The organism is Microbulbifer maximicatervae (SeqCode) (assembly GCF_052467955.1).
The window spans coordinates 3042288-3058840 of sequence record NZ_CP174329.1 but is presented as its reverse complement, the minus strand read 5'-3'; the positions used below and the strand labels follow the sequence as shown (position 1 = coordinate 3058840).

Sequence of the window (16553 nt, the reverse complement as noted above, 5' to 3'; positions counted from 1 at the left end):
ATCAGTCTATGAGTCCAATAAGGCGATATTAACAACGTATTTCGCTTGCAAAGACATTTTTTTTCTGTATCTTAAATTGAAATGTAACCGGTTACATTCTGTTTCAAACGGTGGAGTGCTTCGAAAACCGCGATCTGGAAACAGCGTGTCCGCTTACAAAACACGGAAATAAAAATAAATAGGCTGTTTATTCAGCTGGTTCTTTGAGTGGCCCGAGGGGATGGGGTTTGGTTAAAAAAATAAGAATGGGCATGGTTGGTGGTGGAGAGGGTGCTTTTATTGGTGCAATCCATCGGATGGCAGCAGCTCTCGACGGTGAGATAGAGCTAGTCGCCGGCTGCTTTAGTGGCGATTCCGAACGCAGTCGTAAAACTGGTGAAAAGCTGGGGCTAAACCCGGACCGGATTTACCAAAGCTATCAACAGATGTTCCAAGAGGAATCCCGTCGCAGCGCTGATGATCGAGTTGAATTTGTATCTGTAGTAACTCCCAACCATCTCCATTTACCCGTTTCTATTGCTGCGTTGCGGGCGGGATTCCATGTCCTCTCCGACAAGCCAGCCGCCTCCACTTTGGAAGAAACACTTGAGCTTAAAAAGGAAGTGGAGCAAAGCGGGCATCTTTATGGTTTGACCCACACTTATGCTGCTTACCCTCTGGTTATGCAAGCGAGAGCAATCCTGGGCAGGAGAGAGTTGGGGTCTATTCGACGAGTTACCGTTGCCTATCCGCAGGGGTGGCTGGCACTAGCCGGTGATTCCACGGGAAGTAAGCAGGCGAGTTGGCGAACAGATCCTGCACGTTCGGGAGAAAGTGGCTGCTTTGCGGATATAGGCACCCATGCTCATCATCTGGTGGAGTTTTTTACTGGCCAGCATATCTCTGAAGTCTGCGCAGACGTGCAAGCGGTAGTTGATGAAAGAGCGTTGGATGATGACGGTGCAGCGCTATTTAAATTAGATCAGGGCGCCCGAGGAACACTTACAGCCAGTCAAGTCTGTGGAGGAGAGGGGAACAACCTGAATATCAGCGTTTACTGTGAAGACGGTTCGCTGTTTTGGGAGCAGGAAGTCCCAAACCAATTGCAAGTAAAGCGCAGGGGGCAGCCTGTGGCGATTTGGAAAGCCGGTGCGGATTGTGAGTATCTGGATGGAGACGTCAGGTCTTTCTGCCGGACACCTCAAGGACACCCGGAGGGCTATATAGAGGCCTTCGCCAATATCTATCGCGATTTTGCTGGTCAAGTCCGAGGTCGCCGCGAGGGGGTAGTTTCGAAGAACAGTCCTGCCGTTGGCAACATTGATGCAGGTGTTCGCGCAATGGCATTTGTGCGCGGTGTGCTGGAGAGCAGTCGCGCAAAATCCTCATGGGTTTCCCTGGCACCTTATTGGAAGTGAGTGGCTAGGTCCAACCTCACAGAATTTAGGTATCTCTGGCAGGGTGGGCGTCCGGCAGCTAGTACGGCACAGGGAGGTGCCGGTGTCGGCCTGCGGCCAGTTACCTTTTGAAGAGTTTTCTCAAAAGGTGCAAACCAATCGCTTGGAAAGGGTTGGTTGCAGAATTAATAAGTACAGCAGTAAAAAGGATAACAATAAATGAAGGCACCCAGAATTCAGGGGCCCGGAATTTTTCTCGCCCAGTTTCTCCCATCGAGCGAACAGCCAGCTTCGCTTGAATCTATGGCTCGTTGGGCATCAGACCTGGGGTACAAAGGCATCCAGGTTCCCACTTGGGACAAGCGGATTTTCGACCTTGAGCTGGCCAGTAAAAGCCAAGCTTACTGTGATGATGTACTGGGAATCTGTGAGGAGGCTGGGGTACAGATGTCTGAATTGTCTACGCATTTGCAAGGGCAGTTGGTCGCAGCTCACCCAGCCTATAAGGAAATGCTGGATATTTTTTCTCCAGAGGCAGTACGCGGAAACTTGCAAGCCCGTGCAGAGTGGGCGAGCAATCAGTTAGTTCTTGCAGCTCGGGCCAGTGCCAACCTGAAGCTCAAATCCCATGCAACTTTCTCCGGCGCTTTACTCTGGCACACTTTTTATCCATGGCCCCAGCGCCCAGCGATGTTGGTTGAAGAAGGTTTTCGCGAACTGGCCCGTTTGTGGCGTCCGATATTGGATGCGTTTGACAGCGCGGGGGTCGATGTCTGCTATGAGCTGCACCCTGGTGAAGACCTGCATGATGGCTTGACCTTCGAGCGGTTTCTTTACGAGGTGGAAGATCATCCTAGAGCCAACATCTTGTATGACCCGAGCCATTTGCTTTTACAGCAAATGGATTACCTGGCCTTTATCGATATCTATCACGAGCGAATCAAGGCTTTCCATGTGAAAGATGCGGAGTTTCATCCGAGTGGAAGGGCTGGAGTATACGGCGGTTACGCCCCCTGGATTGACCGCCCTGGTCGCTTTCGCTCCCTGGGGGATGGTCAGGTAGATTTTCGTGGGATTTTTAGCCGACTGACCCAGTACGGTTACGATCGCTGGGCGGTATTGGAATGGGAGTGTTGCATTAAGGATCAACAGCAGGGGGCCAGCGAGGGTGCGCCATTTATTCGAGAGCACCTGATAACCGTGGCTGACAAAGCTTTTGATGATTTTGCCGGTGCTGAAACAGATCGCGCTCGAAATCGTAGGATTTTAGGGCTGGACTAGTTTTTGCCAATCCCAGTGAACAACGAATAACAATAAATCATGCGGAGACTGGATAGATGAGTACACAGACAAAGGCTTTGCACAGGAACGTCTTCCTGGTGGGAAATCTGTCAATCTTTATGATTGGCCTTGGGTTTGCTGTGAGGGCTTCGATCGCCGGCAACTTACAGTCGGATATTTATGATCATATTGATCTTGCCAACTCCACCGCAATGCTTGGAGAAGCGCTTGGATTTACCTTTACAGGGTTTGCCCTAACCCTGCTATTTGGCAGCGCATTGGTAGACTTGGTCGGTATCAAACGGATGTTAATGCTCTCATCAATAGGCTACGTGTTGGGCAGCCTGCTTATTATTGCAGCATCCTTGGTAACCCCCGGGGAGGGCGTTGAGAACTTGGTTCTTGCGGGGCTGTTACTTACCGGTTTGGGCTGGGGGGCAGTGGAGGCCGCCAGCAACCCAATGGTTGCAGCGGTTGATCCTGAAAATAAAACTCAGCGGCTAAATGTACTACATGCCTGGTGGCCTGCCGGGATTGTGGTGGGCGGATTACTTGGGTTAGCCATTTCTGCGCTTGAACTTCCCTGGCAGTTGAACCTGATTGTTTTGGCCCTACCGGCTGTGGTCATGGCGTGGCTTGTGTCCAGAACAGAATTCCCGGTAACTGAACGGGTTTCCTCTGGCATCAGTTATGGCGAGATGTTTAAAGAAGTTTTCAGGCAGCCGATGTTTATCGTGCTATGGATCTGTATGTGGCTAACCGCTGCAACAGAGCTGGCTCCAGGGCAGTGGGTTGACCTGACGCTCTCTCGAGTAGTCGGTATGAAGGGCATTCTCATTCTGGTTTATGTCAGCATGTTGATGTTTGTAATGCGCCACTTTGCCGGACGGCTGGCCAAAAAACTCTCTCCCATTGGACTCTTGTGGCTCAGTAGTTTACTTGCAGCTGTTGGCCTCTATTGCTTAGGAATGGCGAGAACTCCGGTAACTGCATTCTTAGCGGCAACAGTTTGGGGCATCGGTGTCTGCTATATGTGGCCTACCATGCTCGCTACGGTATCCGAGCGTTTTGTACGCGGCGGCGCACTGTTTTTGGGGCTGCTGGGGTTTGCTGGGGGAATGTCTATTCAATTCGTACTGCCGAAACTTGGAGAAATTTTCGACAACGCCAAGATTGAGGCTGCCGGTGGTTTGGAAGCCTTTGAAAAGTTAACGGGCGATGAACTGGATGCTGTGTTGGCAACCGCCTCTATCGAATCATTCCAGTCACTGGCCGTGGTTCCCCTTATCTTGCTGCCGATTTTTGCGCTTATCTGGTTTTGGGACCGCAGGCAGGCAGCGAGCAAAGTGCAAGGTGTTACTGCAGTAGGCAACCAGTAGGCGTTTTCCATTTGTGCGAAAATAGTCGACTACTAACAACAAAGTAACGGAAAAGTATGTCAAACATTCGCGAAGTTGCACGTCGCTCCGGTGTTTCCGTCGCGACCGTGTCCAGAGCCCTGAAAGACCCGCAAATGGTTTCTCCGCGGACCAGGGAGCGGGTGCTGAAAGCGGTGGAAGAGGCCGGCTATCGGCCCAATATGCTGGCGAGAAACTTTAGTTCCGGTAAGTCATTTGCGGTGATGGTTCTGGTCCCAAATATCGCCAATCCATTTTTTTCCAAAGTTATCCGAGGGATAGAAAAGGCAGCTCAAGACCAGGGTTACTCCGTATTGCTGGGAGATACCAAGGGCGAACCAGCTCATGAGCAGTTCTATGCGGGAATGGCGCTGACGAATCAGGCAGATGGGCTTATTCAACTGGATAGCCGCTATCCATTTGCAGAGAAAGATGCAGCTTTAGCAGCGTCGATTCCAATGGTAAATGCGTGTGAGCGCATTGCTGAAGACGACCGCTATCCGGTTGTTGAACTGGATAACTCCGGCGCGGCGCAAGCCATGGCTCGCCATTTGATTGAGCTGGGTCACCGCCGGATCGGCATAGTGACCGGCCCGCTTAACAGTCCGATTGTACGTGATCGCCTGGCCGGTTTTGAGGAGGAGATGCAACGGCACGGTCTTGAATTGAATTCTGACCTGGTTGTAAACGGAGAATTCACTATGCCGTCTGGTGCGGAGGGTGCAAAAAAACTGCTCTCTTTAGCCTCTGCGCCTACCGCCATTTTTTGTATGAATGATGAAATGGCTATTGGCGCTGTTCATCAAGCGAAGGAAATGGGTTTGCAGGTGCCTGCGGATGTGTCGGTGGCGGGCTTCGATAATATTGAGTTTTCGCAATTTACGGACCCGCCCCTGACAACAATTGACCAGCCTGCAGAGAAGCTGGGCAGATATGCGATGGAAACCTTACGCCGCATTATTGACGGAAAACAGTTAAAAGCGAGTCGAACTATTTTGCCCTTTGATTTAGTGGCAAGGGGAAGTACTGCCCGCTATCAGGATTAATAAAGTACGGATGTAAAACCATCACGGCGAACTGATTAGATAAACACCAATTCATGTGGAGATAACAACGATGAAAAAATTCACTGAGACAAAATTTTGCACGTCTTTACTGGCCTCTGCAGCACTACTAGTCACACTAGGGGGTTGCGAACGGATGCCGGAAAAGTCCGGTATACAAGCGGATAAGGACTGGAGGCATTTATTCGACGGTAAAACGTTGCAGGGTTGGACCGGTGCCAATGGCTCCCATGTAGGAGAGGCCTGGCAGGTCGTTGATGGCAACCTGGTGCTCACTGCGGGTGGAGCAGGGGATATCGTCACTGCAGAGAAGTTTTCTGATTTTGAGCTGGAACTGGAATGGAAGATATCCGAAGGCGGCAACAGCGGCATTATTTATCGGGTAGCTGGTGGCAATGCACCAGTCTGGATGTCAGGTATGGAATACCAGGTGCTTGATAACAGTGCTTTTCCCGAACTGGAAAAACTGAGCCACAGCGCAGGATCAGTCTTCGACTTGTATGCACCCAGCGAAGAGGAGGTAAAGCCGGCAGGAGAATTCAATAAAACGCGTATTCGAGTGGAGAATGGTCGGGTTGAACATTGGCTGAATGGAAGCATGATTGTCAGCTATGAACTCTGGTCTGAAGATTGGGATACACGTCTTGCCAGCAGTAAGTTTTCCTCTTACCCCGATTTTGCCCGTAGTGAGAGCGGCTTTATTGCTTTACAAGACCACGGCGACAAAGTGTGGTACCGCAATATCAGAATTCGGGAGCTGTAAATCATGGGTATTTCAGGCGTGGGTATTTGGCAGGTACTTATTGTTCTTGTGTTAGCGGTTCTACTATTTGGTAGTGGCAAGATCCGCCGTCTGGGAGAAGACCTTGGAGGAGCGATTAGTGGTTTCCGCCGCTCATTGCATCAAAGCGATAAGGATGGCACTAGAGAAGATTCCCCAGGTAACTTGTCTGGCAATCTACTCCAAGCAGGGGAGCGGGAATGAAGCGTAGAACTTTGCTACAGGTTGGTGCCGGCTTGGCTGCAGCTGCTTTTACCGCACCCTTGTTTGGCAATAGTGGGCGAATCATTACCAATGCCCCGGGTGGCCCCGTGAAAATTTCCCTGGCCCAATGGTCCCTGCATCGGCAATTGCGAAGTGGCGCTCTCAAGGTATTGGATTTCCCTATTAAGGCAAGAAAGGCATTTGCAATTGACGCGGTAGAGTATGTCAATCAGTTTTTTGCCGATAAGGCCAGGGATCAGAATTTTCTTTCAGCGTTGAGAGCGCGTGCAATAGATCACGGGGTTAAAAGCCTTTTGATTATGGTTGATGCAGAAGGTGATCTTGGCAATCCAAATGCTAGCGAAAGACAACTAGCGGTAGAAAATCATTTCCAGTGGGTTGAAGCGGCCAAATATTTGGGTTGCCACTCTATCAGGGTGAATGCTGGCGGACAGGGTAGTAGCAGAGAGGTTAGTTCCGCTTGTAGAGATGGGCTGCGGGCTCTCTCAGAGTTTGCCTTGGATTTCGACATCAATATTGTGGTGGAGAACCACGGTGGCTATTCCGCAAACGGACTTTGGTTATCCCAGTTATTACAGTTAGTGGATATGCCGAACTGTGGAAGTTTGCCAGACTTTGGAAACTTTGGTGACTACGACCGCTACTTGGGAGTAGAGCAGTTGATGCCCTTTGCCCGCGGAATCAGCGCAAAGAGTTTTTCATTTGATAAGCGGGGAAATGAGACCAATACGGATTTTGCCCGGATGCTGCGGATAATTCAAAAGGCGGGCTACAAGGGGTATATCGGGATTGAGTATGAAGGCGCCGGCGATGAAGACTGGGGGATCAAAGCAACGAAAGAGCTTTTGCTGCGCTTGGCGCGACAGGGTGATCTATATAGTGAGTAAGCAATAATTATTTGGTTAAAAATGTAACCGGTTACTCTCATTTTTTGATCAGAATATTTAGGGATTTCTGGGTTCGTTAAAAATGTTTATAAAAATTAATCTCTTTGGTTAAAAAACATAAGTTAGACATTAGATGTAACGGATAAATAAAAAATTTTGACAAAAAATGTAACCGGTTACAGATTTATCTTATAAGTTAATTAAAATTAAACGAGTAAAACAAAAATAATTGATGAAGTAGGAGAGAGGCGATGCCGAATGATGACTTCGAGAAGAAAGAGTATGACGCACTGATTGTTGGATCTGGTGCTGGCGGCGGTATGGCTGCCTATGTACTAGCCACTGCAGGGCTAAAGGTTCTATTGCTGGAGGCGGGGAGATCCTATGACCCAGTCAAGGAAACCCCAATGTTTAACCTCCCAAAAGATGCACCTTTGCGTGGGGGGAGCACACCGGAAAAGCCGTTCGGTTTCTATGATGCAACGGTTGACGGGGGTTGGCAGGTACCCGGCGAACCCTACACTCAGGGCTCCAGAGAAAGAGGCCGTCGTTTTGACTGGTGGCGTGCCCGTATGCTGGGTGGCCGCACGAACCATTGGGGACGGATTTCCCTGCGAATGGGTGAGTATGATTTTAAACCCTACTCAAGGGATGGACTCGGTTTTGATTGGCCGATCAGTTACAACGATCTCGCTCCCTACTACGATAAAACCGAGATGCTCATTGGTGTCTATGGCACTAACGAGGGGTTAGAAAACACTCCTGACTCCTCCGAAGGAGTGCTGCTGCCACCCCCGAAGCCCCGTGCCTATGAACTTCTAGCCAAAAAAGCGTGCGATAGGCTGGGGATCCCTGTAATTCCCTCTCACCTGGCTATTCTTAGCGAGCGTCTAGATCACGAAAAGATTCCGCAGAAATTATTCCCGGACAATAAATTGGCCCAGGACGTCACCCGGGAATCAATGAAATCTCGCGCAGCCTGTTTTTGGGCCACGCCCTGTGGGCGCGGTTGCTCAATTAAGGCGAATTTCCAGTCCACGACGGTACTACTGCCACCGGCATTAGCGACGGGCAACCTGGATATCATTACTGATGCCATGGTGCGTGAAGTTACCGTTGATAAAAAAGGTAAGGCAAACGGGGTTATTTATATTGATAAAGATACCCGTCAGGAAAGATTTGCCAGTGCCCGCGCTGTAGTTGTTGCAGCCAGTGCGGCTGAAACTTCGCGCATTCTCCTTAATTCCAAAAGCACTTTATTCCCCGATGGTATCGCCAATGGCAGCGGTGCCGTAGGGAAATACCTGATGGATACAGTGGGAGCTGGTATCGGCGGGCAGATTCCCGCTTTGGAAAGTATGCCTGCCCACAACGAGGACGGCGCATCGGCGATGCACATGTATATGCCCTGGTGGTTGTACAAGGAACAATTACGTGGTGACTTGGATTTTGCCCGTGGTTACCACATTGAATTCGGCGGTGGTCGCAGTATGCCGGGCGCAGGTGCTTTCGGCGGTATGGGTGATTTTACCAGTGGCGCTTATGGCAAAGACTTGAAAGAAGCCTGCCGGCGTTACTACGGCTCCTTTGTGTGGTTTGACGGTCGCGGGGAAATGATTCCCAACGAGGACAGCTACTGTGAAATTGATAAGGATCAGGTAGACCAGTGGGGCATCCCGGTGTTGAAGTTCCATTGGAAATGGAGTGACCAGGAATTGAACCAGGCCGCTCACATGCACAAAACCTTTGCTGAAATCATTGAAGGTATGGGCGGTAAGGTCACCTCTACCGTGCAAACCGACGGTGCCAAGGCAATTATCAACGGCGGTGCGATTATTCACGAAGTCGGCACCGCGCGCATGGGCTCAAATCCGAATGATTCCGTGCTCAATCCTTACTGCCAGTCCTGGGAAGTACCGAATCTCTTCCTTACTGACGGCGCACCCTTTGTCTCCAATGCTGATAAGAATCCAACCCTGACCATTATGGCGCTGGCCTGGCGCACCTGCGACTACATCGTGGACCAGTTCAAGAAGAGGAATATCTGATATGAGCGAGGAAAAAACCAATCTGGGTCGGCGCAACGCCCTGCGTTTGATTGCTACCACCGCTGCTGCAGTTCCAGTCATTGGCTGTTCTGAGAAAGTAGCGCAAAAAGTTGTAGTGAAAGAGGAGGTGCCCGCGGCTGAACCGGTAGTAAAGAACCTGGATGCCCCGAAGCAGACTCTGGCCAGGGGTACGCCGACAGATCCGGATCTCCTTAATCCCGTTGTGCCTTGGGAGATGCAGCTTGAAATGGGTGAGTTAGCGGTATTGGCAGCACTTTGCGACGTCATTATTCCCGCGGATAAAACTTCTCCGAGTGCCTCTTCAGTAGGGGCCCATCACTACATCAATGAATATGTCAGCGCCCCATATTCCAATAACAAAGCAGATCTTGTCACGATTCGGGGAGGGGTTGTTTGGCTGGAGGGTGAGTCCAAGCGCAGATTTGGAGGTTCCTTTGTCGATCTGAATGAACCTCAAAAAGTAGCCATCTGTGAGGATATCAAGTGGACTCGCACGGCGAAGCCAGAGTTCCAGGCTGGTGCTCGTTTCTTTGCCAAAGTTCGAGTTCTCGTGTCCACCGCTTTCTATACCACCGAGGAAGGTATGGCGGATATTGGTTATGTGGGTAACCGACCAATGGCGAGTTTTCCTGGAGCGCCCCCTGAAGTTCTCAAGCGACTTGGCTTGGATAGCTAAAACGCTTTTTGCTTTAGCGCTATACGCACATATAAAAATATCGAGACAGAATTGGATCGATAAGAGTAGGGCATATTCCGGTGGCCCGGCAAATGATATGTCGGGCTTTTAGGGTGAACGGAAAGCTAGAAAAAAATAATAAAAGAGAAATTTGAGCAATGAGAGAGATACCCTTAAATACAAATCGCCAGCTAGATCTATTGCGGACATCTGTAAGTGTTCTAGTGCTGTGCAGTGTTGTTGGTATGGCAAATGCCCAGAGCACCAGTGAATCTGATACAGAGGGTCTGGTGCTAGAGGAAGTAGAGGTATTGGGTATTCGCCGGAGCATGGAGAAAAATCTCGATGTAAAGCGTTTTTCCAATGCGGTGGTAGACTCAATCACCGCTGAAGATATGGGTAAATTCCCCGATAAGAATGTTGCGGACTCTTTGCAGAGGGTCCCGGGAGTATCCATCGTTCGAAGCGGCGGAGAAGGTGCGGAGGTAAGTATCCGAGGAACTGCACCTGAGCTCACTTTTACCCAGCTAAATGGAAACTATATAGCCACTCCCGGTGATGATCCATCCCGATCATTTTCCTACGCGTTGCTACCCTCAGCGATGATATCCCGAGCGGATGTGTATAAAAGTCCAGAAGCAAAACTGGATGAAGGCGGGATAGGTGGTACTGTAATTTTACACACCCGCAAGCCACTGGACCTGGATTCCGGGGAGGGCATGTTATCCATTGAGAGTACTTATGCTGATGTTACTGGGGAGTACGAACCTCAGTACACCGGTTTTTACTCATGGAAAAATGATCAGGAAACCTTTGGTGTATTGTTTGGGTACTCAAAGCAGGATCGTCAGAACCGGGTAATTAGCACCTCGGTAGAAAACTGGGGTTGGCAGGGAGATGAGTCCCCCCAGGCTGGCGTAGAGGCCAGGGGGGCGATGGTGGATATCGGTGGTAATGAATACCGGGATTTCTATGCGCCGCGAGCCGTTGTCGGTAGTGTCTTGGAAGAGGATCGGACCCGGGATGGCATGCAGCTAAGTGCCCAATGGCGTCCGGTAGAACAGCTGGAATTTGGTGTCAATTATTTCCGCTTTGAGCTGGGCGGCAACTCAGAGAATTATCGTATCGTATTTCCTGAGTGGAACTACGGGGATGCAATAGCGCCGGGCAGTCTCAAGTTTGATGAAGATGGTGATACTCTTCTCGGCATTGGTATGCTCGATCGGGGCCAGGCAGAGTTACAGTCTCCACAGGTAGCTGGTGACTACACTCGAGCGGAATATGTTTCGGATACGCTGGATTTCAATATCAGTTACGAGGGAGATGGATATAGTGCTCGGTTGGTAGTCGGTAATACCAGTGCAGAGGGCGGCCCCTCTGAGAAATTGTTTGCATCAGTCAATTCCCGTTATGGCACTGCAACCGATTGGAGCTGGGATCTCAGCAGTGGTACTGCTGAAATTGATACCAGTGCAGATCTGGGAGATCCCAACACTTATCCTTTATATGACTGGTTCTCATCCCATTGGACCAGCAGCGAGGACGAGGAGAGTTACTACCAGCTGGACGTTTCCATCGATATGGATTATGCCTGGCTTACCTCCCTGGATGTTGGGGTTAAGTACCGGGACCATGAGATAAACCGCCGCATCACCAAACAATCCTGGGATGATGATAATCCTCCCTGTCCAACGATTAACTGGGGTGATGTTGATGGAGCTTGTTACCCCTGGTGGCCAAGTGATTCATTCCACACTGACCCCGATGGTGTGCCCGACACAATCGATATCCTTTCAAACGGCCCTCTCGATAATATTATCGGCGGTGTGAATGTGCCAAATTTCGCTTATCTGGAGTTTGATAAGTTAAAAGAGTTTCTATACGCAACCTATGGTGACCCTAAGGTAATCATCGAGAAAAATCAGGTTTACCGTGTTGGTGAGGAAATTACGGCTGCTTATGTACAGCAGAATTTTGCCTCGGCAGTCCTGCGCGGAAACTTTGGCATTCGAGCAGTCCAGACCAAGCAGTATGCGAGCACCTACGACAATATTGATGGGGTCTTACAGGACGAACCCAATATTCGTGACAGCAGCAATACTGATATTTTACCTAGTGCTAATATCGCTTGGGATATCTCCGATGAACTGGTTATGCGCGCAGCTCTCGCCAGAGTCGTAGCGAGAGTGGAATACGATAATCTCGGTGGTTCAGAAGTGATCCACGCTCCTTTGCCCGGCTCAACAGTCAGTCAGGGGTATGCGGGCAATTCTGAATTGGAGCCTTATAAAGCTGATCAGTTTGATTTGGGTCTGGAGTGGTATTTCGATGATGCCTCTGCTGCAGGACTGACCTTGTTCAGAAAAGATATTGCTTCGTTTGTAATCAACGGCAGTTCCATGGTGACAAGGGATATCGATGGTGTCACCCGGACAGTGTCTATGTCTATGCCGGTCAATGGCACTGATGCTATCGCGCAAGGTGTAGAGCTGTTTGTTCAGTATGCCTTTGATAGTGGCTTGGGAGTCTATGCAAACTATACCTTCACAGATACAGAGCTAGCTGAGATTGACTCTGAAGGTATCAAAACCAAAACAGAAATTGCCGGCACTTCGAAGGACCAATATAACTTGTCCCTCTACTATGAAAATACCGACTTTAGCATTCGCGCTTCTTACAATTATCGCAGTGACTACGCAGACGGATTCCACAATGGCATGAACACTTTCACTGATGAATACGATCAGTTGGACATTAATGCGTCTTATCGTTTGATGGATAACCTGACATTGACCGCCTCCATAATCAATCTTACCGAAGAGAAGGTGGATAGATATTGGGGCGAGGAAAATAGGGTTTGGGGCTCCTCATATTCAGGGCGACGAGCCTATATGGGGCTGACTTATAGCTTCTAACCTGATTGCCACCCAGTCACGCGGACACAGGGATGTGTCCGCACCTTTCTGAAAATTTTTAATTTCATATCAGCGTACTCAGTTTAGGCGCAATTGAGTATTTTATTAGCTCTCATATATCAATTCAATCTAGGAAATGTGTGCATTTTATACTAGTACTCTGATCCTACCCACCAACAACGGACACACCACTAAGCGACTAGTTGTTCCTCAAACGCCTCAGGGCTGAGATAGCCATTGGCGCTGTGTAAGCGATTTCGATTGTAGTCTATTTCTATATACTCAAATACGGTTTCCCGCATGAGGCACCTTGTAGGAAAGCGGTTACCATGGATTACTTCTACCTTAAGTGAGTGGAAGAACGTTTCTGCGCAGGCGTTATCATAGCAGTTACCTTTGGCGCTCATGCTGCACCGCAGATCATAAGCTGTAATTAAAGATTGATAATCTTTAGAGCAATATTGGCTTCCCCTGTCAGTATGCACGATAACATTTGTAGGTTTCTTACGTCGCCATAAAGCCATTTGAAGGGCGTCACAGACCAATGTAGCTGTCATCGTTTCTGACATCGCCCAACCAATAACCAGCCGACTATATAGGTCTATCACTACAGCCAGATATAACCAACCCTCTTCTGTTCGTAGGTAGGTAATATCCCCGACCCATTTCTGATTCGGCGCTTCAGTATTGAAGTTCTGCTCGAGCAGATTTGGGGCCACTGGCAGACCATGTTTTGAGTAGGTTGTGGCTTTATATCTCTTGGCGGCTTTAGCCCGTAGGCCCTGTCGACGCATGCTGGCAGCAACTGTTTTTTGATTATATTTACTCCCCTCACTGGCCAATTCCCTCGTCAGGCGAGGGGCGCCACTACGTTCTTTACTGGCTATAAAGCGCTGCTGTACCAAACCATCAAGCTCCATTTGGTACTGCTGGCGCTTGGATTGATCGGCCGATCTTGACACCCAATCGTAAAACCCACTGCGAGATACGCTCAATACCTTAGCCATCGCTTTGATGCTGAACTTATGCCTGTGCTTTAGCATGAAGGCGTACCTCATTTCAGGCTCTTTGCAAAGTACGCTGCGGCCTTTTTTAAGATCGCCAGCTCCTCTGCCTGCTCAGCCAGCTGCCGCTTAAGGCGAGCATTCTCTGTGGCCAGCTCTCTCTCGGCATCCCCTCGGCTCTGATGTAACTTAGCCTTGCTTCGCCATCCGTAAATCTGGGAAGGATGTAACCCAAGCTGTTTAGCGGCAACGCTTACCCCTACCTTGACCGCCAGTGCTAGGGCATCTTTTCTATATTCCTCTGAGTATTTTTTACGAGTGGTTTTGGTTGATTTACTTGATCGTGTCATAGGGCACCTCTGCTGCGTAGTTTATCGCTTAAGAGAGTGTCCGTCTTTGGTGGGTAGGATCACTCAAGTGGAGGAGTAATTTAAAGTAGTTTGAATGGAGGGATTTGTCATGTTTAAAGTATATATAGAAGACACAGCACCCTATGCTCTGGGAGTTGCTGTCGCAGTCTACACTACCTGTTAATAGAAGGTAGTTATTTTGAAAAGTGAGATGGCTCTTAAATATAGGGACGTCTCACTTGAGGGTAGTAAAAATTAATTTAGATTTCAGAGATTCTGCCGTTCTAGTTTTCTTACCAATATTACTAAATATGATGGTTAAGCGATGAAGAAAGGTTCCGCTTTATTAGATAGTTTCTTTCTCTATTTCAGTGAAAATGAAGTCATCTTGTGGGATGTTGTTCATCACGATCAGTGGGCTTTGGATAAAGAAACCCTCATAAATATTCTGGATAAATTTTATTCCGATGTGCAGACAGGAGAAACTAAGGCAGCAGATTTTCTTCAAAGTAATGGGGCCTTCATCAGTGGTGATCTAGCCCGGAAACAATGGGGTTGGGATGTACTATCTTGGTTTTACCATTATGGCACCAAGCTTTCGTTACCGCCCTCAACTGAGGACAAAGAAGGGGACAGTGAAGATCCCAGGGTATCTTGGGTAGGGCAGTATGTTGACTACTGTAAACAAGTGCCGGAAAAGGCTAAAGGCAAGTACAATTATCCAGAAGTGGATATTCCACTGAATAGCTTTCCTATCACCAATCAGCTGGAATCTGTGTTTGGGACCCGGTTTTCTTCACGAAAATTTGTACCGGGTACCACTTTAAAACGTGAGCTTTTGGAAAAAATACTCTTTCATTGTGTAAAATTTCGTACCTCTCCGTTTGTTGAAAAATTTTATAAGGCCCACTCAAACAAAATAAACTATTTTGGATATTTTCGCAGTAGCCCTGCTGGCGGCGCCTTACAAGCTACAGATATATATCTTATAGTGCACTCGGTACAGGGAATTGATCCTGGCATTTACCTCTATAATCCGATTGATCATGGATTAACCAAAGTCGGCGATGCTGTTAGCCATGATAAGATACGTCGTTTGTTGGTAGGTCAACCCTATGCCGAGGGTGCCGCAGTTAATATTTGCTTTGTATGCAAATTTAATCGTTTCTGGTCTAAGTATCGTCATTCTCGTATCTATCGGATGGCTTACCTTGAAGCGGGTCATTTATCTGAGAATATATTTCTCTACGCTCATTCCCTAAAACAAGACGTGTTTATAGCCGGCGCTTTTTATGATGAAGAGTTTGAGAGCCTATTGAAGCTGGATAAGGATAGCGCCATGGTCTTTTTTATGGCTATTGGGGAAGGAGAGCATGCCTGTTTCCCGGTAGAGTACTTGCCTTCTGATTCAACAAAATTGGATTAATGAGTAATAGTTAAATGTTTTGCCTGAAAAAAGAAGTTTGACATTGCGGTAATCGATGATTTCAGGGCCAAAATAACCAGTTTGGGACTTCCAATGAGCATAAAAGAGAAAAGGTACTTATGGTGAGGTGAAAACTGCAAAGCAGTATGCCCCACCGAAGTAGATAAGGATAGGGTGCGTTAGTGCAGGGTGTGGACCAACCGTGAACTTAAGCGCATGGTGGGGGAGAAGCGGATCATATCGATTAGAGAGTCGATATAGCGTTCACCGAGTTCGCCGATATCTTCAATTCTTGAGGATAAGAGCCAAGTTTCAATCACACCGAACAGGCCACCGTGTAACATCTGCATCGCGAGGTCTGTATCAAGATCTTCGGGCAGTTGGCGCTCGGATACTGCGAGGGCAATCAGTTGTGCCATTCGCTCAAGCCCGCGGGTGCGCCCTTGCTTCATACGCAAGTGGGCTTCATTGTTCTCGGTAACCTTTTCTTCACAGGGATGGAAGATAATCTCAAGTACCTGCTGCCACTCTGGGTTACAAGCAATTTCCTGAAACAGCCACACCCAGCGGGTTCGCAGTGTACCGAGGGGATTGGCGTTGAGTTGCTCGCCGGCGTTATGACAAAGTTGTTCGCCGGGTAGTACCATGCGTTCTGTCAGAGCGAGTAGCAAACCGGTTTTGCTGTGAAAGTGGTCGGTAACAGCACCGCAACTAACTCCAGCCAGCTTTGCAACCTCGGAAAGGGAAGGGCGACACACTCCATATTCATGAAACACATTGAGCGCGGCGTTTAATATACGCTCACGGGTGGTCAAAATTTGCTCATTTCTGCGTTTGGTCATAGGGAACAGCGGCTTCTTTAATCAATTATTAGTTTCACTCTGGCTCATTTTTGCAGCGTTTAACCGCAAGTGTGCAAAGGGGTTTTATGTGCAAACCCCTGAATATACTGGATGAAAGTGCATGTTAGATGAAAATTGCACGATTATGAACAGTTGATCCTGTTTCCTACGTACTCATAAAATGCCACGCTACTTTGCTCAGATTTCCTTGTCACTTAAAAATTCCGCTAACTGCCAATATTTTGTCTGCGCAGTCATTT

The 16553-nt window shown here is 48.7% G+C and carries 13 protein-coding genes; 11 read left to right on the top strand and 2 right to left on the bottom strand.

All coding sequences use genetic code 11. The annotated features are described in order from the left end of the window. Positions 1–227 precede the first annotated feature (227 nt). The 10 genes from ACJJI5_RS13120 to ACJJI5_RS13075 all read left to right on the top strand — a co-directional run bounded on the left by ACJJI5_RS13120 (position 228) and on the right by ACJJI5_RS13075 (position 12671). Positions 228–1397 carry a Gfo/Idh/MocA family protein gene (locus ACJJI5_RS13120; protein WP_445354295.1) on the top strand — a complete coding sequence of 390 codons (1170 nt, stop codon included), beginning with the start codon at positions 228–230 and terminating at the stop codon, positions 1395–1397. Between the two features lie 198 nt (positions 1398–1595). Further along, positions 1596–2657, top strand: coding sequence for a sugar phosphate isomerase/epimerase family protein (locus ACJJI5_RS13115; protein WP_445354294.1), 1062 nt, complete (start codon positions 1596–1598; stop codon positions 2655–2657). A gap of 56 nt (positions 2658–2713) precedes the next feature. Then, on the top strand, positions 2714–4036 hold the full coding sequence (locus tag ACJJI5_RS13110; RefSeq protein WP_445354293.1) for an MFS transporter: 1323 nt from the start codon (positions 2714–2716) through the stop codon (positions 4034–4036). Positions 4037–4092: 56 nt separating this feature from the next. Then, positions 4093–5100: a LacI family DNA-binding transcriptional regulator gene (locus tag ACJJI5_RS13105; protein WP_444893833.1), complete on the top strand. Its 1008-nt coding sequence runs from the start codon at positions 4093–4095 to the stop codon at positions 5098–5100. Positions 5101–5170: 70 nt separating this feature from the next. Further along, positions 5171–5881 (top strand): 3-keto-disaccharide hydrolase, encoded by a 711-nt coding sequence (locus tag ACJJI5_RS13100; RefSeq protein ID WP_445354292.1) that lies wholly within the window; start codon positions 5171–5173, stop codon positions 5879–5881. Positions 5882–5884: 3 nt separating this feature from the next. Next, the gene (locus ACJJI5_RS13095; protein WP_108733294.1) at positions 5885–6103 is read left to right on the top strand and encodes a twin-arginine translocase TatA/TatE family subunit; all 219 of its coding nucleotides are present in this window, start codon (positions 5885–5887) and stop codon (positions 6101–6103) included. After that, positions 6100–7011, top strand: coding sequence for a sugar phosphate isomerase/epimerase family protein (locus ACJJI5_RS13090; protein WP_445354291.1), 912 nt, complete (start codon positions 6100–6102; stop codon positions 7009–7011). Before ACJJI5_RS13095 ends, ACJJI5_RS13090 begins: the two co-directional genes overlap by 4 nt. A gap of 251 nt (positions 7012–7262) precedes the next feature. Further along, positions 7263–9059, top strand: coding sequence for a GMC oxidoreductase (locus ACJJI5_RS13085; protein ID WP_445354290.1), 1797 nt, complete (start codon positions 7263–7265; stop codon positions 9057–9059). 1 nt (position 9060) lies between these two features. After that, positions 9061–9756 carry a gluconate 2-dehydrogenase subunit 3 family protein gene (locus ACJJI5_RS13080; protein WP_445354289.1) on the top strand — a complete coding sequence of 232 codons (696 nt, stop codon included), beginning with the start codon at positions 9061–9063 and terminating at the stop codon, positions 9754–9756. A 158-nt stretch (positions 9757–9914) separates the two neighbouring features. Next, a complete protein-coding gene (locus ACJJI5_RS13075; RefSeq protein ID WP_445354288.1) occupies positions 9915–12671 on the top strand; it encodes a TonB-dependent receptor in 2757 nt (918 codons plus the stop codon). 191 nt (positions 12672–12862) lie between these two features. Here ACJJI5_RS13075 and ACJJI5_RS13070 read toward each other — a convergent pair. Further along, positions 12863–14025 (bottom strand): IS3 family transposase gene (locus tag ACJJI5_RS13070; RefSeq protein WP_444897071.1). Its coding sequence is split into 2 segments (ribosomal slippage): positions 12863–13767 and positions 13767–14025, totalling 1164 coding nucleotides; the frame shifts between segments, so codons are not numbered across the junction. 325 nt (positions 14026–14350) lie between these two features. On the opposite strand from ACJJI5_RS13070, the gene ACJJI5_RS13065 reads away from it, so the two are divergent. Further along, positions 14351–15451 (top strand): SagB/ThcOx family dehydrogenase, encoded by a 1101-nt coding sequence (locus tag ACJJI5_RS13065; RefSeq protein ID WP_445354287.1) that lies wholly within the window; start codon positions 14351–14353, stop codon positions 15449–15451. A 179-nt stretch (positions 15452–15630) separates the two neighbouring features. Here the strand turns inward: ACJJI5_RS13065 and ACJJI5_RS13060 are convergent, their stop codons facing one another. Beyond that, positions 15631–16293 (bottom strand): TetR family transcriptional regulator, encoded by a 663-nt coding sequence (locus tag ACJJI5_RS13060; protein WP_413665740.1) that lies wholly within the window; start codon positions 16291–16293, stop codon positions 15631–15633. Between the last annotated feature and the right edge of the window lie 260 nt (positions 16294–16553).

Excerpts from the sequence above, each read along its gene's own strand:
- ACJJI5_RS13110 (WP_445354293.1), top strand. The coding sequence starts at position 2,714 with ATGAGTACACAGACAAAGGCTTTGCACAGGAACGTCTTCCTGGTGGGA.
- ACJJI5_RS13080 (WP_445354289.1), top strand. The coding sequence starts at position 9,061 with ATGAGCGAGGAAAAAACCAATCTGGGTCGGCGCAACGCCCTGCGTTTG.
- ACJJI5_RS13085 (WP_445354290.1), top strand. The coding sequence starts at position 7,263 with ATGCCGAATGATGACTTCGAGAAGAAAGAGTATGACGCACTGATTGTT.
- ACJJI5_RS13115 (WP_445354294.1), top strand. The coding sequence starts at position 1,596 with ATGAAGGCACCCAGAATTCAGGGGCCCGGAATTTTTCTCGCCCAGTTT.
- ACJJI5_RS13100 (WP_445354292.1), top strand. The coding sequence starts at position 5,171 with ATGAAAAAATTCACTGAGACAAAATTTTGCACGTCTTTACTGGCCTCT.
- ACJJI5_RS13065 (WP_445354287.1), top strand. The coding sequence starts at position 14,351 with ATGAAGAAAGGTTCCGCTTTATTAGATAGTTTCTTTCTCTATTTCAGT.
- ACJJI5_RS13075 (WP_445354288.1), top strand. The coding sequence starts at position 9,915 with ATGAGAGAGATACCCTTAAATACAAATCGCCAGCTAGATCTATTGCGG.
- ACJJI5_RS13060 (WP_413665740.1), bottom strand. The coding sequence starts at position 16,293 with ATGACCAAACGCAGAAATGAGCAAATTTTGACCACCCGTGAGCGTATA.
- ACJJI5_RS13105 (WP_444893833.1), top strand. The coding sequence starts at position 4,093 with ATGTCAAACATTCGCGAAGTTGCACGTCGCTCCGGTGTTTCCGTCGCG.
- ACJJI5_RS13095 (WP_108733294.1), top strand. The coding sequence starts at position 5,885 with ATGGGTATTTCAGGCGTGGGTATTTGGCAGGTACTTATTGTTCTTGTG.
- ACJJI5_RS13090 (WP_445354291.1), top strand. The coding sequence starts at position 6,100 with ATGAAGCGTAGAACTTTGCTACAGGTTGGTGCCGGCTTGGCTGCAGCT.